Genomic DNA, 24,838 nt, shown 5'->3' with positions numbered 1-24,838 from the left:
TCCGAGTTCGTGGATGCCGGGGCCGAGTGCTGTTCGATCAGGCGGTGAAGCGGACCCTGCTGCCGCGCATCACCAGTACGGTGGCCGCGCCATCTGTCCCAATTGCGCGAGGAGGGGAGTTCGTCACACCAGCCGGCGGTCGGCGGCCCACCGTGACAGCTCGTAGCGGTTGGACATCTGCAGCTTGCGCAGCACATTGGACACGTGCGTCTCGACCGTCTTGATCGAGATGAAGAGCTCCTTGGCGATCTCCTTGTACGCGTAACCCCGGGCGAGCAGTCGCAGCACCTCACGCTCGCGGTTGGTGAGCTGGTCCAGCTCCGGGTCGGCGACCGGCGCGTCCGGGCGCGCCGCGAACGCGTCCAGCACGAAGCCGGCCAGCCGGGGACTGAACACCGCGTCGCCGTCGGCCACCCGGCGGATCGCCGCGGTCAGCTCGTTCGGAGAGATGGTCTTGGTGACGTAGCCCCGGGCGCCGGCCCGGATCAGCCCGATCACGTCCTCCGCCGCGTCCGAGACGCTCAGCGCCAGGAACTTGACCTCCGGGTGCGTACGTCGCATCGCCTCCAGCACCGCCCGACCACCGCCGTCCGGCATGTGCACGTCGAGCAGGACGACGTCCGGAGTCGTGGCGGCGATCCGGCTCACCGCCTCGGCCACCGTGCTGGCCTCGCCGATCACCTCGACGTGCGCGCCGAGTTCGGCGCGTACGCCCGCGCGGAACATCGCGTGGTCGTCCACGAGGAACACCCGCAGCCGCTCGGCGCGCGCACCCGCCTCGTCGACCGGCTCCATCTGATCGGCCATCGTCATCTGTCCCTTTCCGCGTTCGACGAGTCCCGGGAGATCGGCAGGATCAACCGAACCTCGGTCCCCTCCCCCGGCTCGGACCGGATCTCGGCCCGGCCGCCGTGCCGCTTCATTCGCCCGATGATCGAACCGCGGACGCCGTGCCGGTGGTCCTCCACCGTATCGAGGTCGAAGCCCTTCCCCCGATCCCGCACGAAGACGCTGACCTGATCGGGCTCGACCTCGGCGTAGAGGGAGATCGTCTGCACCCCGGCGTGCCGGGCGGCGTTCACCAACGCCTCCCGGGCGGCGGCGACCAGCGCACCCACCCGCTCGTCGGTCTCCCGGTCACCGACCACGACCGCCTCGACCGTGACCGCGAAGGTGTCCTCGACCTCTGCCGCGGCCTGCTCCAGCGCCGCGGCCAGCCGCTCCGTCGGGGACGCGGTGGGCTTGTAGAGCCAGTTGCGCAGCGAGCGCTCCTGCCCCCGGGCCAGCCGCTGGACGGTCTTCACGTCGGCGGCGTTGCGTTGGATCAGGGCGAGGGTGTGCAGCACCTGGTCGTGCACCATCGCGGCCAGTTCGGCGCGCTCCTGCTCGCGGATGCGCCCCTCACGTTCCGACCGCAGCTGGTTGTACGTCCGCCAGAGCACCGGCGCCGCGACCACGCCCACACCGGCGAGGCCCACCAGCGCGAAGATCACGCCGTTGATCACCGCGTCGAAGTTCTGCGCCGGCGAGTAGACGGCGGCGACACCGATGATCCCCACCGCGACGAGCACCCCGCCGCCGATGAAACGCAGGACGAAGGCCCGCCGGTCGCTCTCCTCGACCACCGCGCCGAGCCAGGGCACCGGCAACGTCTCGCCCCACTGCCGGCGACGCTCCGGCGCTGACTGGTGCCAGATCACGCCGGCACCGACCGCGATGATCGCCACCAGCCAGCCGGCGGTGCCCGCGGCGCCCACCGAGTCGAAGACCATCACCTGGACCAGCAGCACCCCGAGGCCGATCGCGACGAACGGCAGCAGCTGGGCCACGTCCCGGCGGGGCGGCACCCCGGGATCGCCGGGCCGCAGCGGCACCACGGCCCAGAAGGCGGCGTAGAGCAGCAGACCGAGCCCGCTCAGCCCGAGCAGGACCATGAAGGCGACGCGTACCCGCAGCACCGAGATGCCCAGATGGTCGGCGATGCCGGCGGCCACCCCGGCGGCCATCCGATGCTCCGGGGCGCGGTAGAGGCGCGGCGGCGGGCTTGCGGTGGTGATCGGAAAACCCCCTGGTCAGGTGCGGCGTGGCGCGAGTCGCGCCCCCGAGTCCGGCGACGGCGGGCCGGCCGGGGCCGGCGCGGACCGGCACCGGGTTCGATCGTCACACGCTCTGCCACCCACCGACCACGGGGACGCCCCCGACATTCCGGCGGCCGGGATCTCAGGGTGGCGTCAGGGTCGGGTCCTGAGGCCGCTCGGGCGGCCGGGGACGCAGGATCGAAGGCATGACCGAGGAAGCTGCCCAGCCGCCCCGCCCGCCGGCGGGTCAGCCGGGTGTACCACCGCCACCCGCGCCACCCGCGTCCACCGGCCCGGCCGTCCCCGCCTCCCCGCCGGCGGCCCCGACCGGGACGCAGCCCGCCGAGCCGGGCCCGACGAACCCCGCCGAGGTGGCCGGCACCTCGGACACCACGCCCCACACCGCCGACCCCCTGTCGGGCCCCGCCGGCTACGGCCCAGGGCCCGCGGCGAGGTCCGGCGACACCGCGAGCGGCACCGCCCCGGGCGGCCCGGGCTTCGGCGCGGGCGCTCCGGGCGGACCGGACTTCGGGGCTCCCTTCGGGTACGGCGACCGCGTGCCCGGTGGTGCCGGCGGTGCCGGTGGCACCCCGCCGCCACCCGGCGGGCAGCCCGGTGCCACGGCCGGCCCGCCGCCCGGCGGCACCGGCTTCACCTCGCGCTACGGCCTCGTCCGGCCCCGCGACGGGCGCTACCTGGCCGGCGTCTGCGCGGCCATCGGCCGCGCCACCAACACCGACCCGGTGCTCTGGCGGGTGCTGCTCGCCGTGCTCGGGTTCTTCGGCGGGATCGGCATCCTGGTGTACGTCGCCGCGTGGCTGACCATCCCCGGTGAGGGCGACACCGCGTCGCCGGTCGAGTCGATGCTCGGCCGAGGGCGGTCCAGCATGTCCCCGGTCACCGTGATCGTGCTCAGCATCCTGGTCGCGGTCGGCTTCGGCTACATCGTCACCGACGCCTTCCGGGCGGTGCTGCTCGGCGCGGCCATCCTGATCGGGGGCGCGCTGCTGCTCAACCGGCCGAACCGGGTGCCGCAGGCCGCCGCGCAGGCAGGCCCGGTGTCCGGTGCGCCGCCCGGCCCGGTGCCGCCGGTCGCCTACCCGGCCCCGGACCGCTTCGCCGCGCCGCCGACCGCCGACCTGGCCGGTGGCCTCGCGGCGGCGGCGCCCGGTGTGGTTCCGGCGTCGACGCCCCCCGGCGCCGGCCACCCCGTGAGCGCTCCGCACGGGGGGAGCGCTCCGCACGGTGGGGTCCCCGTCTCCGGCGGCGCGTCGGTACCGACTCCCGCGCCGGTCTCCGGACAGCCGGCCGAGGCCACCGCCCAGCTGCCGGCCTGGGCGCCGGGCACCGGTGACACGGCCGGCTGGCCCAGCGCACCCACGACCGCCTCCGCCTGGTCGGCGACGTCACCCGCGCCGATGCCGGCGAGCGCGCCTCCGGCGGGCCAGGCCTATCCGCCGGCCGCGCCGCTGCCACCGGCCGGCTACCGGCCGCCGTTCGCCCCGCACGGCCCGTACGCGTCGCAGTCCACCTACCCGCCGCCCAAGCCCACGAAGCCGGCGAAGCCGCCGAAGCGGCCGAAGGAACGCTCCCCGCTCGGCGCGGTGACCTTCTCGCTGATCTTCCTGGCCCTGGGCGTGGTCGCCGTCCTCGACCTGCTCAACGTGTTCGACGTCGGCGCGTCGGCGTACTTCGCCGCGGCCCTGGCCACCATCGGTCTCGGGCTGCTCGTCGGCACCTGGTTCGGTCGGGCCCGCTGGCTGATCGCGCTCGGCGTGGTGACCGCCGCCGCGTTGGGCGTGGGGACGGTGGCCGAGTCGTACGACCGGGTCCGGGGCGTGGACGGGGCGGTGACCTGGGCGCCCGCCAACTACCAGGATCTCGCCGACCGCTACGAGAACAGCTTCGGCGACGCGGTGCTCGACCTGCGGACGATCGACTTCAACAAGCGGAACACCGAGATCAGCGTCGCGATCAACTTCGGGAAGGCCACGGTCGTGGTCCCGCCGAACGTCGACGTGACCACGGTGGCCGACGTCAACGCCGGTGACGCGCGGATCTTCGGCCGGCACTTCGCCGGACCCGCGGGGCGGTCCCGGGAGATCACCGACCTCGGTCCGGACGGGGCCGGTGGCGGGACGCTCCGCCTGTCCATCCACGTCAACGCCGGCAACCTGGAGGTGACCCGGTGAAGGCCCACCGCACCGACCTCGTCTCGTTCGCCTTCGGGCTGATCTTCCTGGCCCTCGCCGCCTGGTGGCTCTCCGCCCAGTTGCTCGGGCTCGCACTACCACCGGTCGGCTGGTTCCTGGCCGGCGCGCTGATCCTCATCGGGGTGCTCGGTCTGGTCGGCGCGCTCCGCTCCGGCCGGTACGCCACCCAGGATGCGCCCGGCGCGCCGGGCGCACCGGTGGTCGACCCCACCTCCGGCCTGCCCGCCGACGTTCCGGCACCGATGTCGGGCGCCGGCCCGCCCCTCGACGCCACGGCGCCCTCCTCGGGTGCCGGGGTGCCCGGGACCGGCACGGATCGGCCGGCCGGCGAGGTCGAGCCGCCCATCTGGGAGGCGGGTTGGGCGCAGCCGTCCGGCACGGCCCCGGGACCGGGACTCGGGTCCACTGAGCCGCCGGCCACCACCGGCGGGATCCACCCGGCCTGGCAGGTCGACCGGTCGACCCAGGAGATCGGCCGCGACGAGGAGCCGACGCGGGAAATCGGCCGGGACGACGAGGAGCCGACCCAGCCGATCAGTCGCGGCTCCGACGAACCGACGGCGCGGCCCGAGCGCTGAGCGCCGGCTCCACCCGACGTGGGCGGACGGTCGAGGTACGGCCGCCGCCCCGGCCGGCGGCGGTGCGGTGGGCGTGTACGCCCGCCTATGCTGGCCGGTGGAGGATCCGCCCTCACCGGCCGACCCCGTGCCGCCGAGGGGCCTCCGTCGCGCTTCCCGTGTCTACCCTGTCAGGAGCCCGTCCGACATGACCCAGTCCCCCGCCGTGCCCACCCCCGGCCGGCCCGGTCCGGTCCGCATCGGCGAGCGAGCCGCCCGTACCCTCGTCACCGAGCTGGCCCGGCTCAACGACCCGAAGGCCGCGCTGCTGGTCGGCGCGGACCCGCAGTCCGCGGCGCTGGCCGCGGCGATCGAGGCGCTGCTGCCCGGCGACCGGCTCACCGTCGTGCCGGCCGACGGGTCGTCCGCCGCCGCGCTGCGTGAGCACGTCACCGCCCAGGGCCGGTGGGTCGCCGACCGGGTCCGGGTGGTCGACGCCCTCGCCGAAGCTGAGGCCGCCGAGGTCGTGATCGCCGCGGAGCCGTTCCTCGGCACGGCCGAGGAGACCCGTACGGCGATCGAGGGTCTGACGAAGTTCCTCGCCGACGGTGCGGTGCTGAGCGTGGCGACCGCGGCGACCCCCGGCCGCACGGCCGGCGCGGCGGCCGAGCTGGGACGGCAGGGCGCGCTGTACGGCGTCGGCACGGACCTGGTGGTCCGTAACACCCCGCCGGTGCGCCTCCACCGGCTGCGGTTCACGCCGGCCAGTCCGGCCGCGGCGGACCGCCTCGCACCGGCGCACCGGCCGTCCAGCGTGCCGCTGACCCGGACCATGCACATCGACTCCAACGGCGTGGCCGCCGCCGGCATCAGCCTGGGCCTGGCCGCCCTGGCCCGGCTGGCCCGCCCGAAGTCCAAGCTCTGGCTGCTGCCCGCCCTCGCCGCCGGCCCGGTCGCGGCGTTCTTCCGCGACCCGGAACGGGACATCCCCGAGGACCCGTCGGCCGTCGTGGCCGCGGCGGACGGTCAGGTCCTGTCCGTCCAGCGGCTGCACGACGAGCGCTTCGGCGACGGTGAGTGGCTGCGGATCGCGGTCTTCCTGTCGGTGCTCGACGTGCACGTCAACCGCGCGCCGGTGGCCGGCAAGGTCGTCGACTACTTCGTGGCGGACGGCGGGTTCGTCAACGCCATGAAGCCCGACGCCGAGCACAACGTGGCGGCCTACACGGTGCTGGACACGGCGCGCGGCACCGTCGTGGTGGCGCAGCGCACCGGGCTGATCGCCCGGCGGATCGTGCAGCGGGCACCGATCGGCGCGCTGCTGGCCAAGGGCGAGCGCTTCGGGCTGATCCGGTTCGGCTCACGGACGGACGTCTACCTGCCGGCCGAGGCGGCGGAGCCGCTGGTCGGCCCGGGCGACAAGGTCGTGGGCGGCTCGACCGTCATCGCCCGCTGGAGCTAGCTGACACCGGACACGAAGAAGGGGCGCCGCGGCTGCGGCGCCCCTTCTTTTCGCGTACGGGGTCAGGCGGCGCGACGCTGGCGCAGCCAGAGCACCGGCCCGCTGACCAGGTAGCCCACCACGATCAGTGCGAAGGTGAGCCGGACGTCGACCAGCGCGCCGACCACCGGGGCCAGCCAGAGCCACGGGGGCAGCTTCACCAGCCGGGCGAGCTTCGCGTAGGGGAAGCTGGACACCATCGCGAACGCGAGCAGCGCCACCCCGGCCAGCAGCACCGGCCCGGGGACGGGCAGGCGGATCGCCACGGTCACCGCGAGCACCGCCGCGGCCATGGTGGTGGGCACTCCGCAGAAGAACCGGCCGTCCTTCGGCGAGACGTTGAACCGGGCCAGCCGGATGGCGGCACAGGCGGCGACGAGGGCGCAGGCCACCGCCGCGGCCGCCGTCGAGACGGAGCCGGCCAGCGAGGCGTAGACCACCACGGGCGCGGCGAGGCCGAACGAGCACATGTCGGCCAGCGAGTCCATCTGTGCGCCGAACGGGCTGGCGACGCCCAGCTTGCGGGCCAGCGCCCCGTCGAGCCCGTCGAACGCGACACAGGCGATCAGGCAGAGCGCGGCGACCTGCACCTCGCCCTGCATCGCCAGGAAGATGGCCAGCATGCCCAGCAGCAGGCTGCTCAGGGTGCACGCGTTGACCAGCGCGAACTTCATCCGGCGGGTGGCGGTGCGCTCACCCGGGAGCAGGGGGATCGACCGCCCGGTCTCCTCGTCGGGCTCCACCACCGGCGCGAGAGCCGGGCTGACCGGCATGACCGCGTCGATATCGGCCCGGGCGATCCGGTCGAGGCCGGGGCGGTTAAACCGGTCGAGGCCGTAGCGACGGCGGCGCCGCTCGGTGTAGCGGGGCTCCGGCAGCGCCACGTCGGTGACGCCCGACGGGTCGCCGTCGCGGCGGCCTACCCGAACCAGCAGCACCTGCCGGGCGAAGGTGCTGCTCCGGCGCAGCGGGCCGGCCCAGCGACGCCCAGCGGGGCGCGGACTGTCGGTCGTACGACGCCGGCGCCAAGGGGCTCTCGGCACGTTTCCTCCATCACCGGATCGGCTGACCGCCGTGGTCGGCGGGTGTCCGGCTGTCTCGTGCCGGACCTTCTCCGGCCCGGCAGCCGTTGTGGCGGAGTACACCATTGCATAGGGGGGAGGGGCTTGGCGATAGCTGTCGGCGGTCCTTATATCTCCCTTAAACCGCGCGAATCGCTCTCTTATTCCCATCCCGGGCGTCATCGCCCGTTACTCCATCATTCCCCGTCCCGACTGTACCGGAGTAGGTCGATGTCGGCTCGGTCGGTGGGGGCTATCCGACCCGTCGTCCCATTGACCAGGCAGCGATCTCGGACAGGCGCAGCCCGTCGACCTGATCGGGCGCGAACCACGCCGCCTCCGCGGTCGATCCGCCGGCCAGCTCGGTGACCCGCGGCTCGGTCGGCACGTCGACCGTCACCCGGTAGACGACCCCGCCGTGCCAGTCCAGCGGTCGCCCCTCGGGGCCGAACGCGGCCGGGTTGTGCAGGTTGTCCACCCCGATCAGCTCCGTCACCCGGCCCAGCTGACCGGACTCCTCGACCAGCTCCCGCAGCAGAGCCGGCACCGGCTGCTCACCGTGGTCCGTCCCACCGCCCGGCAGGTGCCACCGGCCCGCGCCCGGGTAGCCCTTCGCGATCATCGTGAGCAGCACCCGACCGGCAGGGTCGGTGACCAGCCCGTACGCCCCGAAGCGCAGCCGGCGGTCGGCCGGCTGCTCCGGGAAGGCGGCGGGCCCCGCCGCGCTGGCCGGCAGCGGGGCGACCGGCAGGCCGAGCAGTTCGGCGGTGAACGGCATCAGCGGCACGCCGGCCGCCTCGTCGGTGGTGAACCAGCGGGCCTCGTCGGTCGTGCCGGCCCGCTCGTCGCGCAACGCTCCCCCGACCACGGTCAGGTCGAAGACGAGCCGGTCGGTGTGCAGCGCCACGTCGGCGGCGGGGAACGGGATGACGTCGGCGACCACCGCGCGCAGCCCGGCGACCTCGACGGTCAGACCGGTCTCCTCGGTCACCTCCCGGACGACCGCGTGCACAGGATGCTCCGCGTGGTCGACGCCCCCGCCGGGCAGTTGCCAGATGCCCGGAAACTGCGCGCTCGCCGAGCCGCGGACGAGCAGCACCCGCCCGTCGTCCCGCCGGCAGACCCCGTACGCGCCCACCCGTCGCCGCTGCCGCATCCCTGGCCCCCACCCGCGTCCGTCCCGCCCGCTCTTACCCGTCGATCATGAAGTTATCGCCGTCCATGCCGGCGTGTCCCGACAATAACTTCATGATCAACGAGGGCAGACAGGGGCGGGCCGGGAGACGGGCGGAGGGCGGGCGGAGAGTCAGGGGGTCAGGCGGGCGGCTTGGACGGCTTCGGCGGTCACCTCGGTGAGGCGCTCGGCCGGGAGCGCGCCCAGCTCGGCCGGGGCGAACCAGCGCGCCTCACTGGTGGAGCCGCCGACGTCGGCGACCCGAGGCGGGGCCGGCTGGTCGACGACGACCCGGTAGAAGGCGCGTACGCCGTGCCAGTCGATCGGGTAACCCTCGGGGCCGAGCGAGGCGGCGTCCCGGTGGCTCGCCACCCCGAGCAGCTCGACGAGGCGGCCGGCCTGCCCGGTCTCCTCGACCAGCTCCCGGATGAGCGCCGCGCCCGGCTGCTCGCCGTAGTCGGTGCCGCCGCCGGGCAGGTGCCAGCAGCCGGCGCCCGGGTAGCCGTCGGCGACCCGGGTCAGCAGGACGCGACCCTCCGGGTCCGTGCAGACCGCGTACGCGGCGAAGCGCTGCGCCCGGTGCAGGCCGTCCGGCCCGGGAACCGCGTAGAAGGAGGGGAACTCCGGCGGCTCGTCGGGCACCACGTCGGCCGAGGACGCCGGCAGGTCGAGGGCCCGCGCGGTGAAGGCGCGCAGCGGCAGCCGGGCCGCCTCCGCGCGGGTGAACCACCGGGCCAGGTCGGTCGGCCGCTCGACCCGGTCGGTGAGCGTCCCGCCGCGCACCGAGACCCGGTAGACGAGCCGGTCGGTGTGGATGGTGATGCCCCGCTCGGGCAGCGCCCGCATGTCGGCCAGGACGTCCTGCAGGCCGGTGACGGTCACCGAGAGGCCGGTCTCGGCGGCCGTCTCCCGGACGACGGTGTGGTTCGGGTCCTCGCCGTGGTCGACCGCACCCCCCGGCAACGACCAGGTGCCAGGCGTGCCGGAGCGCGTCGAGGCGCGAACCAGCAGGACCCGGTCGTGCGAATCGACACAAACTGCGTATGCCGCGATCCTGCGCAGCGGCGTCAGGGTGGTGGTCACGGGAGAAAATTCTCCCCGGGGCGGGTTACCGGTATCGAAAAGAGTCAGATTCCTGACTCAACGCTGCCGGCTCAGGGGGCGGTCAGGGTAGGGATCCGGGCGGTCACCGAGGCCGTCGGGCGGCCCGGCGCGGACCGTGGAGACATGACAGCCACGACTCCTCCCCACGCTCCCTACAAGCAGCTGCGTCGACCCACCACCGACCGCATGGTGGCCGGCGTCGCGAGCGGGGTCGGCCGCTACTTCGCCGTCGACCCCACCCTGGTCCGAGTGATCTTCGCGGTCACCGGGCTGCTCACCGGCGGGGTCGCGCTGATCGCGTACCCGATCATGTGGTTCCTGATGCCCGAGGAGCCGGCGGGCGCGCCCGCCTGGCCGCACCCGACGGGCGCCGCGCCCCAGGGCCCGCCGTCCGCCGCCGGGCCCGCGCCACAGCCGACCCAGCCGGCGTACGCCCCGACGGCGACCTACCCGACCGCCCGGCCGACCCCGCCCCCGGCGGCGTGAGCCGCGCTCACTCCCACTCGATGGTGCCCGGCGGCTTGCTCGTCACGTCCAGGACCACCCGGTTGACCTCGGCCACCTCGTTGGTGATCCGGGTGGAGATCTTGGCGATCACCTCGTAGGGCAGCCGGGACCAGTCGGCGGTCATCGCGTCCTCGCTGGAGACCGGGCGCAGCACCACGGGATGCCCGTAGCTGCGCCCGTCACCCTGCACACCAACGCTGCGGACGTCGGCCAGCAGCACGACCGGGAACTGCCAGACCCCCCGGTCGAGGCCGGCGAGGGTGAGCTCCTGGCGGGCGATCAGGTCGGCCTTGCGGAGCACCGCGAGGCGCTCCTCGTCGACCGCGCCGATGATCCGGATGGCGAGACCCGGGCCGGGGAACGGGTGCCGCCAGACCATCGCCTCGGGCAGGCCCAGCTGGAGGCCGAGCGTACGGACCTCGTCCTTGAAGAGCGTGCGCAGCGGCTCGACCAGGGCGAACTTCAGGTCCTCCGGCAGGCCGCCGACGTTGTGGTGGCTCTTGATGTTGGCGGTGCCGGTGCCGCCGCCGGACTCGACCACGTCCGGGTAGAGGGTGCCCTGCACCAGGAACTCGACGTCGCCGTGCGCGGCGATCTCCCGGGCGGCGGCCTCGAAGACCCGGATGAACTCCCGGCCGATGATCTTGCGCTTCTGCTCCGGGTCGGTCACCCCGGCCAGCGCCCCGAGGAACCGCTCCCGGGCGTCGACCACCTTGAGCTTGATGCCCGTGGCGGCCACGTAGTCCTTCTCGACCTGCTCGGCCTCACCGGCCCGCAGCAGGCCGTGATCCACGAAAACGCAGGTCAGCTGGTCGCCGACGGCCTTGTGGACGAGCGCGGCGGCGACCGCGGAGTCGACACCGCCGCTGAGGCCGCAGATGACCTCCTTCTCCCCGACCTGCTCGCGGATCCGCGCCACCTGCTCGTCGATGATGTTCTCCGGCGTCCAGGTGGGCTCGATGCCGGCGATGTCGTAGAGGAACCGGGTCAGCATCTCCTGGCCGTGCGCCGTGTGCCCGACCTCCGGGTGGAACTGCACCCCGGCCCGCCGACCGACCAGGTCCTCGAACGCGGCCACCGGTGCGCCCGCCGACTCGGCGGTGACGGTGAACCCGGCCGGGGCCTCGGTGACGCAGTCGCCGTGACTCATCCAGACCGGCAGGTCGTCGGGGAGGTCACGGAGCAGCACGCCGGCCTCGGGACGCGCGTGCAGCGGCGTGCCGCCGTACTCGCGGTTGCCGGTGTGGGCCACCGTGCCGCCGAGCGCCTGGGCCATCGCCTGGAAGCCGTAGCAGATGCCGAAGACGGGCACCCCGGCGTCGAACACGCCGGCGTCGATCTGGGGGGCGCCGGGCGCGTAGACGCTCGACGGGCCACCGGAGAGGATGATCGCGGCCGGGTTCTTCGCGAGCATGTCGGCCACGGGCATGCTGTGCGGCACGATCTCCGAGTAGACGTTCGCCTCGCGCACACGGCGCGCGATGAGCTGGGCGTACTGGGCTCCGAAGTCCACCACGAGGACGGGGCGAGGCGTGCTCATGTGCAGAAAGCCTACCGACAGTCACAACCGAGCCCGAGCCGCCCCGCCGCTCCGCGAACCCCTACCCGCCCTCCCCCCGCGCTTCGCGCGGCGGGAGCGCGCGATCTTGCACCTTCTACCCGGGTGAATCGGGAGCAGCGTCACATCGCGCGGGCCGACACTGAAGGTCGCCGGGGCTGGGGCGGGAACGCGGCGTGGCGCGGGGGCGGGGCGGGAGGGGGCTGGGTCAGGGGGCTAGGGCGGCGGGGGCGGTCGGGGGGACTGCCGGGTTTCTCGGCGGGACCGGCGGCAGCCGGCGGTACGGGGTGCCCGGCGCGGGGCGGGGGTCGGGCTCACCCTTGTTGGGCCAGAACGACAGCGCCCGCTCCGCCTGGGCGGTGATGGTCAGCGACGGGTTCACGCCGAGGTTGGCCGAGACCGCCGCCCCGTCCACCACGTGCAGCCCCGGATACCCGAAGACCCGGTGGTACGGGTCGACCACGCCCTGTTCCGGCGTGGCCCCGATCACCGCCCCGCCGAGGATGTGCGCGGTCATCGGGATGTCGAACGGCTCGGTCAACGCTCCGCCGGGCACGCCGCCGATCTCCTCGGCCAGCAGCCGGGCCGCCTGGTTGCCGGCGGGAATCCAGGTCGGGTTCGGCACGCCGTGTCCGGGGCCGGAGACCAGCCGGCGGCCGAGCGGGCCCCGCCGGAGCCGGGTGGTCAACGAGTTGTCCGCCGACTGCATGATCAGGGCGATCACCGTACGCTCCGACCAGTTGCGGACGGAGAGCATCTGGGCCGCCAGGCGCGGCTGCCGCGCCAGCGTGGCGAGCCAGCGGCGGACGCGGTGCGGCCCGCCGTCGACCAGCAGTGACTGGAGCAGCCCCATCGCGTTCGAGCCCCGCCCGTAGCGGACCGGCTCGACGTGGGTCTGCGGGTCGGGGTGGAACGAACTGGTGATGGCCACGCCGTCGGTGAAGTCGAGACCCCGCGCGCGGGCCCGCCGGCGGGGCACCGAGGCGCCGAGGATCGCCTCCGAGTTGGTGCGGGTCAGCTCGCCCAACCGGGGCGAGAGCGCGGGCAGCGCCCCGGTCGCCCGCATCTCGTGCAGGAGCCGCTGGGTGCCGAGCGCGCCGGCCGCGAAGACCACCTGCTCGGCCCGGAACACCTGTCGTCGGCGGCGCAGCCAGGCGCCGGTGCGTACGGTGTGCACCGCGTACCCGCCGTCGGGATCGGGGCGTACGGCGGTGACCCTGGTCAGCGGGTGCACCTGGGCGCCGAGCCGCTCGGCGAGCCACAGGTAGTTCTTGACCAGGGTGTTCTTCGCCCCGTGCCGGCACCCCGTCATGCAGGAACCGCAGTGCGTGCAGCCGGTGCGCTCCGGCCCGGCCCCACCGAAGTACGGATCGGCCACCCGCTCCCCCGGCCGCCCGATGTGGACGCCGACCGGGGTGGCGTGAAAGCTGTCGCCGACGCCCATCCGCCCCGCCACCGCCCGCATCACCCGGTCCGCACCCGTGACGCGGGGGTACGTGGTGACGCCGAGCATCCGCTTCGCCTGGTCGAAGTGGCGGGCCAGCTCGGCACGCCAGTCGGTGATGTCCCGCCACTGCGGGTCGGTGTAGAAGGCGGGCAGCGGTTCGTAGAGCGTGTTCGCGTAGACCAGCGAGCCACCGCCGACGCCGGCCCCGGAGAGGACCAGCACCCCGCCACCGGCCCGGCGGTCGGCCGGTCGCAGCAGGTTGATCCGCTGGATGCCGTAGCAGCCGAGCCTCGGGGCCCAGAGGAACCGCCGCACCCGCCACGACGTCCGGGGGAACTCGTCGTCGGCGAAGCGCCGCCCCGCCTCCAGCACGCCGACCGTGTGGCCCTTCTCGGCGGCACGCAGCGCGGCGACGCTGCCGCCGAAGCCGGACCCGATGACGAGCACGTCGTACCGCATCACCGCATCATTACTCGCCGGTAGCCGTCGCGCCAGAGGTCACCGAGGGGTGATCATGCACACCTGCCGGCGTCGGGACAACCGAAGACACCCGTCAGCGCGTCGTCCGGTTGGGGGAGAGGGGGCCGCGATGGTGCTCGGGTCAGGCACGACGCGCCGCCGCCGGCTGTTCGGGGTGCTGCTGCTCGCCGCGGTCGTGCTGGTCACGGCCGGCGGGGTGGTGGCGGTCCGGCTGCTCGGCGACCGCGCCCCGGACCGCGGCGCCGCCCCGTCCACCCCGCCCGGCCCGAGCGCCGCCGGCACGCCGACCGCCTCGCCCAGCCCGCCACCCCCGCCGCCGGGCGCGGACATCACCGGCCCGCTCAACCTGCTGCTCGTCGGCGTGGACACCCGGGTCAGCGTGCCCGGTTGGGAGCCCCACGCGGACGCCGTGCTGGTGCTGCACGTGCCGCGCGGGCTCGACCGCGCGTACCTCTTCTCCCTCCCCCGTGACCTGGTGGTCGACATCCCGGCCTTCCCGAAGGCCGGCTACCGCGGCGGCCGGACCAAGCTCACCCACGCGATGAGCTACGGCAGCCGGGTGCCGGGCCGCCCGAAGCAGCCGAACACCGCCCAGGGGTACGAGCTGTTGCGCAGCACCGTCAGCGGCTACACCGGGCTGCGTATCGACGCCGGCGCGGTGGTCACGTTCAACGGGTTCGACCGGCTGGTGGACAGCCTGGGCGGGGTGGACATCACCGTCGACCAGCGGGTCGTGTCGCGGCACCGGCAGCCGGACGGCCGCCACCGTGAGCCCGGCGCGGGCGGCTACGTCGGCCCGCAGATGGTGTACGAGAAGGGAAACCGGCACCTGACCGGTTGGCAGGCGCTGGACTACGCCCGGCAGCGCTACATCCCCGGCGGCGACTACAGCCGGCAACGGCACCAGCAGCAGCTGATCCGGGCGCTGGTCCGGAAGATCCTCGACCAGCACCTGGCCCGCGATCCGGACCGGGTGCAGCAGGTCGTCGACGCGCTCGGCGACACGCTGGTCTACGTCGGCGGGCGGCGGGTGGTCGACATCGCGTACGCCCTGGGTGGTCTGCCGGCGGACCGGTTCACACTGGTCGGCCTGCCCGGCTCCTCCGTCGGCTCCGGCGGCGCCTACCGGGGCGAACAACTCACCTCGGTGGGCCGCCGCTTCCTCACCGAGCTCCGCGCCGGCCGCGCCGAGCAGTACCTGAAGGCCAACCCCAGCCTGCGGGTGAAAGCCTGACCCCCTCCCCCGCCCCCGCGGGGTGGGTCAGAGCGGCTCGGGTTGGTCGGGGCGGGTGGTGCCGTAGAGCCAGGCGTCGAAGAGGGCGTCGAGCTTCTTGCCGCTGACACGTTCGGCGAGCGCGATGAACTCGGCCGTGGTGCCGTTGGCGTTGCGCTTGTCCGCCGCCCAGGTCTTGAGGAGCGTGAAGAACGCCTTGTCACCGATCGCCACCCGCAGCGCGTGCACGGTCATCGCGCCGCGCTGGTAGACCGACTGGCTGAACAGGTTCTCCACCCCCGGCTTGCCCGGCGGGACGCGCCAGAGCGAGCTGGGCGAGCCGCTGTAGCGGGTGGCGAAGGTCGACTCCGCCTTCCGGTCGTCGCTGTGCTCGGCCCACAACCATTCGGCGTACGTGGCGAGGCCCTCGTTGAGCCAGATGTCCTCCCACTTTGTCAGGGCCACGCTGTCACCGAACCACTGGTGGGCCAGCTCGTGGGCCACCACGTCGGTGTTCGCGCCCTGCCGGAAGAAGCCGGCGGAGTAGACCGGGCGGGACTGCGTCTCCAACGCGTACCGGATGCGTGAGTCGGCGACGACCACCCCGCCGTACGCGTCGAACGGGTACGGCCCGAAGACGCTCTCCAGGTAGTCGGCCACCTCCACGGTGTCGGCGATCGACGCGTCCGCCGCGCCCTTGCCGAGGGACTCGTCCACGGCGCTGAACACCGGCCGTCCCTTGTGCTCACCGGTGGTCACCCGGAGCTTGCCGATCACCACGAAGCTCAGGTAGCTCGCCATCGGCTGGCGCTCCGCCCACTTCCAGGTGGTCCACCCGTCGGCGTCGGACTTCCCGGCCGGCACGCCGTTGCTGACCGCGGTCAGTCCGTCGGGGACGGTGATCTCGAAGTCGTAGGTGGCCTTGTCCGAGGGGTGGTCGTTGACCGGGAACCAGGTGCTCGCCGACTCCGGCTGGCCGAGCGCGATCGCGCCGTCGTCGGTGTGCAGGAAGCCACCCTCGCCGAGCACCTCGTTCTCCAGCGGCTCGGGCTTCCCCTCGTACGCGATCTCGGTCACGAAGCCGTTGCCGGCGATCAGGCCGTGCGCCGGGGTGACCACCAGTTCGTTGCCCTTGCGGCTGTGCTTGGCCGCCGCTCCGTCCACGGTCACCGAGCGGACGGTCAGCCCGGCCAGGTCCAGGTTGAACGAGGACAGGTCGCTGGTGGCGGCGGCCTGCACGGTCGCGGTGCCGGTGAGCCGGTCGGTCTTCGGGTCGTACCGGACCTTGACCGCGTAGCGGGCGACGTCGTAGCCACCGTTGCCGTAGCTCGGGAAGTACGGGTCGCCGGCGCCCGCCGCGCCGGGCTTGAACGTGCGCGCGCCGGTGGGCGACGGAACGCCCGCCGAGGGGGTCGTCTCCGACGAGGTCGCGTCGCAGCCGACGAGCAACGCCCCGGTCAGCAGCAGCCCCGCACCCGTCCGCAGTGCCCGCCCTGACAGCCTCATCGCGTTCGTCCTCCCCAGTGCCGGCGGGAACCACGCCCGCCCATCCGGTCGGCGGCCCCGACCCGCCGGGCCGTTCGCCGCGCCACGGGTCGCCCCGGTCCGTCCGCGCAGCCTACCCATCGACCATCACGCCGCCGTCACGGCAGGGCGGGCCGGGTACCGGCCCACCGTCAGGGCAGGGCGGGCGGGGTGCCGCCGATCAGCCAGGCGTCGAAGAGGGACCGCAGTTGGCGGCCGGAGACCCGTTCGGCGTGGGCGATCAGGTCGTCCGTGCGGACGTTGCCGTCGCGCCGCCCCGCCGTCCACTCGCGGAGGATGCGGAAGAAGGTGTCGTCGCCGACGGTGCGGCGCAGGGCGTGCACGGCGAGCGCGCCGCGCTGGTAGACGGCGCTGCCGAACATCGCCTCCCGGCCCGGGTCCACCGACGGCCGGGACCAGTCGGTCGCCGCGTACTGCGCCTCGAAGGCCCGCTGGGCGGTGCGGCCGCCGTCGTGCTCGTCCCAGAGCCATTCGGCGTACGTGGCGAAGCCCTCGTTCAGCCAGATGTCACCCCACCGGGCCAGCGAGACGCTGTCGCCGAACCACTGGTGGGCAAGCTCGTGCGCCACCACCGCCGGGTTGGGGCGGCCGCCCTCGAAGAAGCTGGGCCCGTACACGGGCCGGGACTGGGTCTCCAGCGCGTACCCGATCCGCGGGTCGGCCACCACGATCCCGCCGTACGACTCGAACGGGTACGGCCCGAAGCGGCTGGCCAGGAAGTCGACGATCGCGCCGGTGCGGGCCAGCGACGCGGCCGCCGGACCGTCCTCCGGCTCGCTCGCCGGCACCGCCGTCACCATCGGCCGCCCGGCGTGCGTGCCGGTGCTGACCCGGTAGCGGCCGATGACCAGGGTGCTCAGATAGCTGGCCATCGGCGCGCGCTCGGCCCACCGCCAGGTGGTCCACCCGTCGGCGCTGCGCCGCGGCCCGGGCACCCCGTTGCTCAGCGCGGCCAGCCCGTCCGGCACGGTCACCGCGACGTCGTAGGTGGCCTTGTCGGACGGGTGGTCGTTGACCGGGAACCAGGTGGCCGCCGAATCGGGTTGGCCGAGCGCGATCGCCCCGTCGTCGGTGTGCAGGAAGCCGCCGCTGCCCAGCACGCCGTCGGGAATCGCGGCGGGCACACCCGCGTACGCGACCTCGACCGTGAACCGGGTGCCCCGGGGCAGCTTGCGGGCCGGGGTGACCACCAGTTCGTCGCCGGTCCGCCGCTGCGCGGCCGGCGCGCCGTCGACCACCACCCGCTCGACGTCCAGACCGGCGAGGTCGAGGTTGAACCGGGACAGTCCCATGGTCGCGGTGGCGGTGAGCACGGCACGCCCGGTCAGCCGGTCGGTCGCCGGGTCGTACCGCACGTCGAGGTCGTAGTGCCCGACGTCGTAGCCGCCGTTGCCGCGCCCCGGCACGTACGGGTCACCGGCGTCGGCCGCGCCCGGCCGGAACCCGCCGTCCTCATCGGATCGGGTGCAGCCGCCGAGCGCGAGCACCGCCACCAGCGCGGCGGCCAGCGCCGGGCGCAGCCGGGGGGAGATACGTCGCACCGGCCGAGCCTAGCGGCGCGGCCGGTGCGATCGGGGCAGGTTGACGCAGGTCAGCGGTCCAGGACGAGGCCGACCTTCTGGAACTCCTTGAGGTCGCGGTAGCCGCACTTGGCCATCGCCCGGCGCAGCCCGCCGAAGAGGTTGAGCTGGCCGTCCGGCTCGTCGGCCGGGCCGAAGAGCAGCTGCTCCAGGGAGCCGAGCGGCTCGCTGGCCGCCTCGAACGCGCCGCGCGGCAGCGACGGGTGGCTGGCCGCCGAGTGCCACCAGGCGCCACCGGCGGGGGCCTCCGCGCAGAGCGAGAGTGGCTCGCCGAGCATCACCGCGTCCGCGCCGCAGCCGAGGGCCTTCGCGATGTCGCCGGAGGTCTGGAGGTCACCGTCGGCGATCAGGTGCACGTACCGGCCGCCGGTCTCGTCCAGGTAGTCCCGCCGGGCGGCCGCCGCGTCGGCGATCGCCGTCGCCATCGGCACCCGGATGCCGAGCACCGACTCGGTGGTCGACCACTCGTCGCCGCCGATGCCGACGATGACGCCGGCCGCGCCCGTACGCATCAGGTGCAGCGCCGTCTTGTAGTCGGTGCAGCCGCCGACGATGACCGGCAGGTCGAGGTCGGCGATGAACTCCTTGAGGTTCAGTGGCTCGTCGGTCGTCGAGACGTGCTCGGCGGAGACGATGGTGCCCTGGATGACGAGGATGTCCACACCAGCGTCGAGGATCACCGGGGCGAGGGCCAGGGTGTGCTGCGGGGAGACCCGCACGGCGACGGTGCCGCCGCCCGCGCGCAACTCGCGTACACGCTCCGCGATGAGGTCGGGGCGGATCGGCTCCGCGTACACCTCCTGGAGCCGCTTGGTGGCGCGGGCGTCCTCGTCGAGGCCGGCGAGCTCCTCAAGGATCTTGGTGGGGTTCTCGTAGCGGGTCCAGAGCCCCTCGACGTTGAGCACACCGAGACCGCCGAGCTGCCCCAGCTTGACGGCCGAGGCGGGGCTCATGGTGGCGTCGGAGGGATGCCCGACGCACGGGATGCCGAACTGGTAGGCGTCGAGCTGCCAGGCGGTGGAGACGTCGTCGACGTCCCGGGTGCGGCGACTCGGCACGATCGCGATGTCGTCGAGGTGGTAACCGCGCTGCGCGGTCTTGCCCAACCCGATCTCGACCACGTCACGCATGGGTCACTCCAGGTGTGTTCGGGGGTGGTGGGGGGTGTCAGCGGGTGTGGTAGTTGGGCGCCTCGACGGTCATCTGGATGTCGTGCGGGTGGCTCTCCTTGAGGCCCGCCGCGGTGATCCGGATCAGCTGCCCACGCCGGTGCAGCTCGGGGATGCTCTCCGCGCCCGCGTAGCCCATGGCCAGCCGGAGGCCGCCGACGAGCTGGTGGGCGACCCGGGACAGCGGCCCCCGGTAGGGAACCTGGCCCTCGACGCCCTCCGGCACCAGCTTCTCGTCGCTGGTCACGTCCTGCTGGAAGTACCGGTCCTTCGAGTACGACTTGGCCTGGCCCCGGGACTGCATCGCGCCGAGCGAGCCCATCCCGCGGTACGTCTTGAACTGCTTGCCGTTGGCGAAGATCAGCTCGCCGGGGCTCTCCTCGCAGCCCGCGAGCAGGCTGCCGAGCATGACGGTGTCGGCACCGGCGACCAGCGCCTTGGCGATGTCACCCGAGTACTGGATGCCGCCGTCGCCGATCACGGGCACCCCGGCCGGCCGGGCGGCCCGGGCCGCCTCCATGATCGCGGTGATCTGCGGCACGCCGACGCCGGCCACGATGCGGGTGGTGCAGATCGCGCCCGGCCCGACGCCGACCTTCACGCCGTCGGCGCCGGCCTCGACCAGCGCCCGCGCCCCGGCGTACGTGGCGACGTTGCCGCCGACCACGTCGACGTTCACGTCCTTCTTGAGCCGGGCGACCATGTCCAGCACGGCGCGCTGGTGGCCGTGGGCGGTGTCCACGATCAGCACGTCCACGCCGGCGTCGACCAGCGCCCGCGCCCGCTTGTACGAGTCCTCGCCGACGCCGATCGCGGCGGCGACGCGCAGCCGGCCCGCCTCGTCCTTGGTGGCGTCCGGGTACTGCTCGCTCTTGGTGAAGTCCTTCACGGTGATCAGCCCGCGCAGCCGGCCCGAGCCGTCCACGATGGGCAGCTTCTCCACCTTGTGCTGCCGCAGCAGCCCCAGCGCCTCGTCCTTGCTCACCCCGACCTGGGCGGTGACCAGCGGGGTCCGGGTCATGATCTCGCGGACCGGGGTGTCCGGGTCGGAGACGAAGCGCATGTCCCGGTTCGTCACGATGCCGACCAGCTCACCGTCGCGACCCACCACCGGCACACCGGAGATGCGGTAGCGGCCGCAGAGCGCGTCGACCTCGCGCAGGGTGTCATCCGGGCTGGCGGTCACCGGGTTGGTGATCATGCCGGACTCGGAGCGCTTCACCAGGTCGACCTGGAGCGCCTGGTCCTCCACCGAGAGGTTGCGGTGCAGCACGCCGATGCCGCCCTGGCGGGCCATGGCGATCGCCATCGGCGCCTCGGTGACCGTGTCCATCGCGCTGGACAGCAGCGGCACGGAGAGGGTGACGTTGCGGCTCATCCTGGTGACGGTGTTGACCCGGCTGGGCACCACGTCCGACTCACCCGGCTGGAGGAGCACGTCGTCGAAGGTGAGGCCGAGCGGCACCACCCGCGCCGAACCGGCCGGCAGCTCCGGCAGGTGGCCACCCAGCTCGCCGTGGTCGACGTCGGCGGGACGAGCGGTGCTGGGCGAGTTTTCCACGATTGCTCCCCTGAGCTGTTCGGTTCGGCGTCAGTGAGGTGGCGCAGGCAGGCACCGGAGGGCGCCGCACGCGGCGCGTCACGCCCATCGTACCCAGTGAGCAGGGCCACCCCTCGTCGCGGCAGGGCCGACGGGCCGGTGTCCTGCCGTGGCCAGGGCGCGCGGGCACGCGCCACGGGGCGGGCGTCGGCGCGGCGTTGGGTCTACGGTGAGGGGGTGCAAGACGAGCCCATCGACCCGTTCAACGGCGACCCGGCCGATCCGGCCGCGGGCCTGCACGATCCGGGCGACGACGCACCGCTCGACCCGCTGACCGAGGTCGAACGGCAGGACGTGCTGGAGGACCTCGCCGACCTGGAGATCTACCAGGCGCTGCTGGCCCCGATCGGGGTGCGTGGGCTCGTGATCGAGTGCGAGGACTGCCGGGAGCCGCACTACTTCGACTGGGACCTGCTCCGGGGCAACCTGCGACACCTGCTGAGCTCCGGCCGGCCCCGCGTGCACGAGCCGGCCTACGACCCGGATCCCGACCACTACGTCACCTGGGAGTACGCCCGGGGCTACGCCGACGGTGTGCACGACACGCTGACCGACGGCCACGACGAGGAGCCCAGCGCCGAGGCGTGACCCGGCGGGATCGGCGACGGCACACGGGCCGGAGGTCTGGCGGGTGACGGGTGGTCAGGCCACCAGGCCGGCGCGGAAGCCGGCCGCCACCGCGTGCGCCCGGTCCCGGGCGCCGAGCTTGCGGAACAGCCGCCGGGCGTGCGTCTTGACCGTGTCCTCCGACACGAACAGCTCGCGCCCGATCTCCGCGTTGCTCTTGCCCTCGGCCATGCCGAGCAGCACCTGAAGCTCGCGCTCGGTCAGCCCGATCGCGGCGCGGGCGGCGGCCCGGACGTTGGGGCCTGGCCGCTGGCCGTCGGACGCGCCGCCCTCCGGCTCACCGCCGGCCTCGGGGCCGTCGTCGCCACGCTGGACGGGCACCACCGACGGGCCACCCCCGGGGCCCTCCGCGCCCGGCCCCTCGGCTGGTCCGGCCGCCCAACCCGGGCCGTGCTCGCCGGAGGACCGGGCGGTCGCCGCCGAACGGATCGGGCCGCCCACGGCCGCGGTGTCCCGGGCCGGGTCGGTGACCCGGTGCCGGGCCGCCCGTCCGGGCGCCGAGAGCAGCAGCAGGGCCTTGGCGACCGCGCTGGTCAGATCGTGGTCGACGCCCTGGATCAGGCCACGGGCGCCGGCGCTGATGGTGGCCGCGGCGGCCTCGGACTCCTCCGCGCCGAACAGCAGCACCGCGGCCTGCGGTGCCCGCGCCAGGACGCGACGGACGAAGCCGGCGCTGTCCGGGCGGGTGAGCGCGGTGTCGGCCAGGATCACGTCCGGTTGACGCTCGGCGAGCCGCAACATCACCTCGGGATCGGAGACCGCGGTACGGACTGCCGCGGACAACCCCAGCCGGGCTGCCGCCGATGTCAGGTGCTGCGCCGCGAGCGGTGTCCGGACGCACACGAGAACGGTACGCACTGTAGCTCTCCTCTCCGCCAACGAGCAGACCACGGCGGGGTCGGCTGGGGAGGAGGTTCCCGGCAATCCTCCGAACTTTTCCGACAGATGGGGCATATGCCGCACCTTGTCCGAGGTTCTCGATCACGAGACGTGTGAGTCGTGGGAAGTACGGGTACCGGTGGGCCAGCCGGTGACGGTGCGCCTGCGCGGCCCGCCGCCCGAACACCGGCCCTGAGTATCTCGCGGTGCCGCACGGGAGGAGGGGTGCTGATGTCGAACGTACGTAGACTGCCCGGACCCATCGTCGATCTCTGGGACTGGCAGCGGCTCGGCGCTTGCCGGGGCCGGGACAGCGCCCAGTTCTTCCACCCCGACGGCGAGCGGGGCTCGTCCCGACTGCGCCGTGAATCCGGCGCCAAGGCCGTCTGCCGTGCCTGCCCGGTGCGCGCCGAGTGCGCCGCGCACGCGCTCTCGGTTCGCGAGCCGTACGGCGTCTGGGGCGGTTTCAGCGAGTCCGAGCGGCTGCGCCTGCTGGCCCTCGGCTGGGAGGACCTGGCCGACCGCCGGCAGAGCCGCGTCGACGTCGGCCGCCTGGAGGCCCGCCTGGGCCGCCCACACAAGTCGACCGTCCCCACCCAACGCAACGTGGCCTGACCCCCCCACCCACCCCGGCCCTCCCGCCCCCTCGCCCTCGGCCCGGTGAAAGCCCCGGGGGGAGGGGGCCGGGGGGTCAGGTGACGTTCAGGGGGACGGTGTGCCAGCCGGTGGCGCCGTCGGGGGCGACGTCCTGCTCGCGGGAGGTCTGGGTCTCGCCGGTGTTGTCGGTGGCACGGACCTGGAGGCGGTGCTCCCCCGGCGTCGCGTCCCAGGCCCACGACCACTGGACCCAGGTGTCCACCGAGACGGTCGGCGCCAGCTCCGCCTCCTGCCACGGCCCGTCGTCGACGCGTACCTCCACCCGTTGGACGCCCCGGTGCTGCGCCCAGGCCACTCCGGCCACCATCACCCGGCCCGCGGTCAGCCGGTTGCGCCTGCGGGGCGTGTCGATCCGCGCCTGGGTCTTGATCGGCCCCTGCGCCGACCACCCCCTCGGCACCCAGTAGGCGTCGAAGTCCGCGAAGCTCGTCAGCTCCAACTCGGTCACCCACTTGCAGGCCGACACGTACCCGTAGAGCCCCGGCACCACCATCCGCACCGGGAACCCGTGCTCGACCGGCAGCGGCTCGCCGTTCATGCCCACCGCCAGCAGCGCGTCCCGCCCGTCGCGCAGCGCCGCCGTCGGGGTGCCGCAGGTCCAGCCGTCGACCGAGCGCCCGACCACCTGGTCCGCGCCATCCTCCGGCTCGACCTCGTCCAGCAGGTCCTTGATCGGTACGCCGAGCCAGCGCGCGTTGCCGATCAGGTCCCCGCCGACCTCGTTGGACACGCAGGCCAGCGTCACGTAGCGCTCGACCATCGGCCGGGCGAGCAGGTCGGCGAAGCTCAGCGTGAGCGGCTTGCGGACCCGTCCGTGGATGCGCAGCCGCCACGTCTCCGGGTCCACCTGCGGCACCACGAGCGCCGTGTCGATGCGGTAGAAGCCGAAGTTCGGCGTCACGTACGGCGCGAGCTGGGTCAGGGACAGGTCGGCCCCGGCCGGCACCGCGGGGGCGGGCGAGACCGGTGCGGGCAGCACCACCGCCTCCCGGGCCGCCGACACCCCCCGACGGCCGGCCAGCCAGCGGCCACCGAACCCGCCCGCGGCCGCCGCACCGAGCAGCACCCCGGCGCCGGTCAGGAACCGCCGCCGGGACTCCGGGTCGGTGACCTCCAGCGGCCCCCCGCCCGCGGCACCAACCGGGGTGCCGCTCGGGGTGGCGGCCGGGGCTGGTCCGGAACCGGCCCGACCAGATCCGGTCCCGGCCTGATCCCCTCCGGTGCCGGCCTGGCCCCCTCCGGTCCCGGCCTGGCCCCCTCCGATCCCGGCCCGGTCCGGCACGGCCGGCGGACCGCTCGCGCCCTGTCGAGCTGCCCCAGAGATGGGGCGCCCCATTTCCGGGGCAGCTTGACAGGACCCGGACACCTCTTCAGCGGGGACCGCCGCCGACGTCCCCGCGCCCCCGCCGGGGGCGGCCGGTGGGGTCCACGGCCAGGGGTCGAGCTCCAGCGGGCCGGCGACGAACGCCCACAGGACCAGCGCGCCGAGCCCGGCGCCGATCAGCGTGGGCAGGGCATAGCCGGCGTCCGCGCCGGGCCGGGTCAGGGCGGCGGCCACCCCGACCGCGCCGAAGGCGGCGATGCCGGCGAGGCCGACCACCAGTCGGCGTACGGCGAGCAGGCCGATCAGCGCCGCGAAGGCCGCGAGCAGCAGCCCGGTGCCGGTCAGCAGGGCGATCTTGTCGGATCGGCCGAAGACGTCGATCGCGAACTGCTTCAGCGGCTCGGGCACGGTGTCGACGACCACACCGCCGACCGCGACCAGCGGCGCCGAGCGGGGGCCGGCCAGCACGGCGACCAGTTCCGCGGTGCCGATCGCCACCGCGGCGGCGGTGATCCCGGCCAGGGCGGCGTACCCGCGTGTCGTGGAGCTCATGCGGCCCAGTGT

Annotated in this window: 18 protein-coding genes and 3 pseudogenes; 7 read left to right on the top strand and 14 right to left on the bottom strand. The window is 74.2% G+C overall.

Annotated elements, in window-relative coordinates; all coding sequences use genetic code 11:
- Window positions 1-123: 123 nt before the first annotated feature.
- Together ACIBTV_RS03135 and ACIBTV_RS03130 are read right to left on the bottom strand one after the other, a co-directional pair.
- Window positions 124-807, bottom strand: a complete 684-nt coding sequence (locus ACIBTV_RS03135) for a response regulator (protein ID WP_396702059.1) — start codon at window positions 805-807, stop codon at window positions 124-126.
- A 2-nt stretch (window positions 808-809) separates the two neighbouring features.
- Window positions 810-2,057, bottom strand: a complete 1,248-nt coding sequence (locus tag ACIBTV_RS03130; RefSeq protein WP_396702057.1) for a PspC domain-containing protein — start codon at window positions 2,055-2,057, stop codon at window positions 810-812.
- Between the two features lie 227 nt (window positions 2,058-2,284).
- Here ACIBTV_RS03130 and ACIBTV_RS03125 point away from each other — a divergent pair, with 227 nt between their 5' ends.
- From ACIBTV_RS03125 to ACIBTV_RS03115, 3 genes and pseudogenes are all read left to right on the top strand, one after another.
- Window positions 2,285-4,270 (top strand): PspC domain-containing protein, encoded by a 1,986-nt coding sequence (locus tag ACIBTV_RS03125; RefSeq protein WP_396701738.1) that lies wholly within the window; start codon window positions 2,285-2,287, stop codon window positions 4,268-4,270.
- Window positions 4,267-4,521: pseudogene (locus tag ACIBTV_RS03120) on the top strand (hypothetical protein); the annotation flags it as partial. The gene ACIBTV_RS03125 and the pseudogene ACIBTV_RS03120, both read left to right, overlap by 4 nt.
- A gap of 535 nt (window positions 4,522-5,056) precedes the next feature.
- On the top strand, window positions 5,057-6,310 hold the full coding sequence (locus ACIBTV_RS03115) for a phosphatidylserine decarboxylase (protein WP_396701736.1): 1,254 nt from the start codon (window positions 5,057-5,059) through the stop codon (window positions 6,308-6,310).
- A gap of 62 nt (window positions 6,311-6,372) precedes the next feature.
- On the opposite strand, the gene ACIBTV_RS03110 is transcribed toward ACIBTV_RS03115, so the two are convergent.
- The 3 genes from ACIBTV_RS03110 to ACIBTV_RS03100 form a co-directional block, all read right to left on the bottom strand.
- Window positions 6,373-7,317, bottom strand: a complete 945-nt coding sequence (locus ACIBTV_RS03110; protein ID WP_396702056.1) for a CDP-alcohol phosphatidyltransferase family protein — start codon at window positions 7,315-7,317, stop codon at window positions 6,373-6,375.
- A 346-nt stretch (window positions 7,318-7,663) separates the two neighbouring features.
- Window positions 7,664-8,566 (bottom strand): NUDIX hydrolase, encoded by a 903-nt coding sequence (locus tag ACIBTV_RS03105; protein WP_396701734.1) that lies wholly within the window; start codon window positions 8,564-8,566, stop codon window positions 7,664-7,666.
- 150 nt (window positions 8,567-8,716) lie between these two features.
- Complete coding sequence (locus ACIBTV_RS03100) at window positions 8,717-9,667, bottom strand: NUDIX domain-containing protein (protein ID WP_396701732.1); 951 nt, start codon at window positions 9,665-9,667, stop codon at window positions 8,717-8,719.
- A gap of 144 nt (window positions 9,668-9,811) precedes the next feature.
- Between ACIBTV_RS03100 and ACIBTV_RS03095 the strand changes: the two genes are divergently transcribed.
- On the top strand, window positions 9,812-10,174 hold the full coding sequence (locus ACIBTV_RS03095) for a PspC domain-containing protein (RefSeq protein WP_396701730.1): 363 nt from the start codon (window positions 9,812-9,814) through the stop codon (window positions 10,172-10,174).
- 7 nt (window positions 10,175-10,181) lie between these two features.
- Here the strand turns inward: ACIBTV_RS03095 and guaA are convergent, their stop codons facing one another.
- The gene (guaA, locus tag ACIBTV_RS03090; RefSeq protein WP_396701728.1) at window positions 10,182-11,735 is read right to left on the bottom strand and encodes a glutamine-hydrolyzing GMP synthase; all 1,554 of its coding nucleotides are present in this window, start codon (window positions 11,733-11,735) and stop codon (window positions 10,182-10,184) included.
- 226 nt (window positions 11,736-11,961) lie between these two features.
- Window positions 11,962-13,659 (bottom strand): FAD-dependent oxidoreductase, encoded by a 1,698-nt coding sequence (locus ACIBTV_RS03085; RefSeq protein ID WP_396701726.1) that lies wholly within the window; start codon window positions 13,657-13,659, stop codon window positions 11,962-11,964.
- A gap of 130 nt (window positions 13,660-13,789) precedes the next feature.
- Between ACIBTV_RS03085 and ACIBTV_RS03080 the strand changes: the two genes are divergently transcribed.
- Complete coding sequence (locus tag ACIBTV_RS03080; RefSeq protein ID WP_396701724.1) at window positions 13,790-14,914, top strand: LCP family protein; 1,125 nt, start codon at window positions 13,790-13,792, stop codon at window positions 14,912-14,914.
- A gap of 27 nt (window positions 14,915-14,941) precedes the next feature.
- Here ACIBTV_RS03080 and ACIBTV_RS03075 read toward each other — a convergent pair whose 3' ends face one another.
- From ACIBTV_RS03075 to guaB, 4 genes are all read right to left on the bottom strand, one after another.
- The gene (locus ACIBTV_RS03075) at window positions 14,942-16,399 is read right to left on the bottom strand and encodes a M1 family metallopeptidase (protein ID WP_396701722.1); all 1,458 of its coding nucleotides are present in this window, start codon (window positions 16,397-16,399) and stop codon (window positions 14,942-14,944) included.
- 170 nt (window positions 16,400-16,569) lie between these two features.
- The gene (locus ACIBTV_RS03070; RefSeq protein ID WP_396701720.1) at window positions 16,570-17,979 is read right to left on the bottom strand and encodes a M1 family metallopeptidase; all 1,410 of its coding nucleotides are present in this window, start codon (window positions 17,977-17,979) and stop codon (window positions 16,570-16,572) included.
- Window positions 17,980-18,029: 50 nt separating this feature from the next.
- Window positions 18,030-19,148, bottom strand: coding sequence for a GuaB3 family IMP dehydrogenase-related protein (locus ACIBTV_RS03065; RefSeq protein ID WP_396701718.1), 1,119 nt, complete (start codon window positions 19,146-19,148; stop codon window positions 18,030-18,032).
- 37 nt (window positions 19,149-19,185) lie between these two features.
- Window positions 19,186-20,748 carry an IMP dehydrogenase gene (gene guaB / locus ACIBTV_RS03060; protein ID WP_396701716.1) on the bottom strand — a complete coding sequence of 521 codons (1,563 nt, stop codon included), beginning with the start codon at window positions 20,746-20,748 and terminating at the stop codon, window positions 19,186-19,188.
- Window positions 20,749-20,964: 216 nt separating this feature from the next.
- Between guaB and ACIBTV_RS03055 the strand changes: the two genes are divergently transcribed.
- Window positions 20,965-21,375 (top strand): DUF5319 domain-containing protein, encoded by a 411-nt coding sequence (locus ACIBTV_RS03055; RefSeq protein ID WP_396701714.1) that lies wholly within the window; start codon window positions 20,965-20,967, stop codon window positions 21,373-21,375.
- 54 nt (window positions 21,376-21,429) lie between these two features.
- On the opposite strand, the pseudogene ACIBTV_RS03050 reads toward ACIBTV_RS03055, so the two are convergent.
- Together ACIBTV_RS03050 and ACIBTV_RS03045 are read right to left on the bottom strand one after the other, a co-directional pair.
- Window positions 21,430-21,633 (bottom strand): annotated as a pseudogene (locus tag ACIBTV_RS03050) (response regulator transcription factor); the annotation flags it as partial.
- A 203-nt stretch (window positions 21,634-21,836) separates the two neighbouring features.
- Window positions 21,837-22,272 (bottom strand): annotated as a pseudogene (locus tag ACIBTV_RS03045) (helix-turn-helix transcriptional regulator); the annotation flags it as partial.
- Between the two features lie 252 nt (window positions 22,273-22,524).
- Between ACIBTV_RS03045 and ACIBTV_RS03040 the strand changes: the two are divergent.
- Window positions 22,525-22,908, top strand: coding sequence for a WhiB family transcriptional regulator (locus ACIBTV_RS03040; protein ID WP_396701713.1), 384 nt, complete (start codon window positions 22,525-22,527; stop codon window positions 22,906-22,908).
- A 76-nt stretch (window positions 22,909-22,984) separates the two neighbouring features.
- Here the strand turns inward: ACIBTV_RS03040 and ACIBTV_RS03035 are convergent, their stop codons facing one another.
- On the bottom strand, window positions 22,985-24,604 hold the full coding sequence (locus tag ACIBTV_RS03035) for a molybdopterin-dependent oxidoreductase (RefSeq protein ID WP_396702054.1): 1,620 nt from the start codon (window positions 24,602-24,604) through the stop codon (window positions 22,985-22,987).
- Window positions 24,605-24,838 lie beyond the last annotated feature (234 nt).

It is taken from the genome of Micromonospora sp. NPDC049366, assembly GCF_044466625.1.
In the GTDB taxonomy this organism is placed as follows: Bacteria; Actinomycetota; Actinomycetes; order Mycobacteriales; family Micromonosporaceae; genus Micromonospora.
This window is presented reverse-complemented; position numbering and strand designations above follow the sequence as displayed.

What these genes read in the sequence shown, in the direction of transcription:
- ACIBTV_RS03080 (WP_396701724.1), top strand. Translation starts at nt 13,790, where the DNA reads ATGGTGCTCGGGTCAGGCACGACGCGCCGCCGCCGGCTGTTCGGGGTG.
- ACIBTV_RS03135 (WP_396702059.1), bottom strand. Translation starts at nt 807, where the DNA reads ATGGCCGATCAGATGGAGCCGGTCGACGAGGCGGGTGCGCGCGCCGAG.
- guaA (WP_396701728.1), bottom strand. Translation starts at nt 11,735, where the DNA reads ATGAGCACGCCTCGCCCCGTCCTCGTGGTGGACTTCGGAGCCCAGTAC.
- ACIBTV_RS03105 (WP_396701734.1), bottom strand. Translation starts at nt 8,566, where the DNA reads ATGCGGCAGCGGCGACGGGTGGGCGCGTACGGGGTCTGCCGGCGGGAC.
- ACIBTV_RS03085 (WP_396701726.1), bottom strand. Translation starts at nt 13,659, where the DNA reads ATGCGGTACGACGTGCTCGTCATCGGGTCCGGCTTCGGCGGCAGCGTC.
- ACIBTV_RS03125 (WP_396701738.1), top strand. Translation starts at nt 2,285, where the DNA reads ATGACCGAGGAAGCTGCCCAGCCGCCCCGCCCGCCGGCGGGTCAGCCG.
- ACIBTV_RS03040 (WP_396701713.1), top strand. Translation starts at nt 22,525, where the DNA reads ATGTCGAACGTACGTAGACTGCCCGGACCCATCGTCGATCTCTGGGAC.
- ACIBTV_RS03115 (WP_396701736.1), top strand. Translation starts at nt 5,057, where the DNA reads ATGACCCAGTCCCCCGCCGTGCCCACCCCCGGCCGGCCCGGTCCGGTC.
- ACIBTV_RS03075 (WP_396701722.1), bottom strand. Translation starts at nt 16,399, where the DNA reads ATGAGGCTGTCAGGGCGGGCACTGCGGACGGGTGCGGGGCTGCTGCTG.
- ACIBTV_RS03065 (WP_396701718.1), bottom strand. Translation starts at nt 19,148, where the DNA reads ATGCGTGACGTGGTCGAGATCGGGTTGGGCAAGACCGCGCAGCGCGGT.
- ACIBTV_RS03095 (WP_396701730.1), top strand. Translation starts at nt 9,812, where the DNA reads ATGACAGCCACGACTCCTCCCCACGCTCCCTACAAGCAGCTGCGTCGA.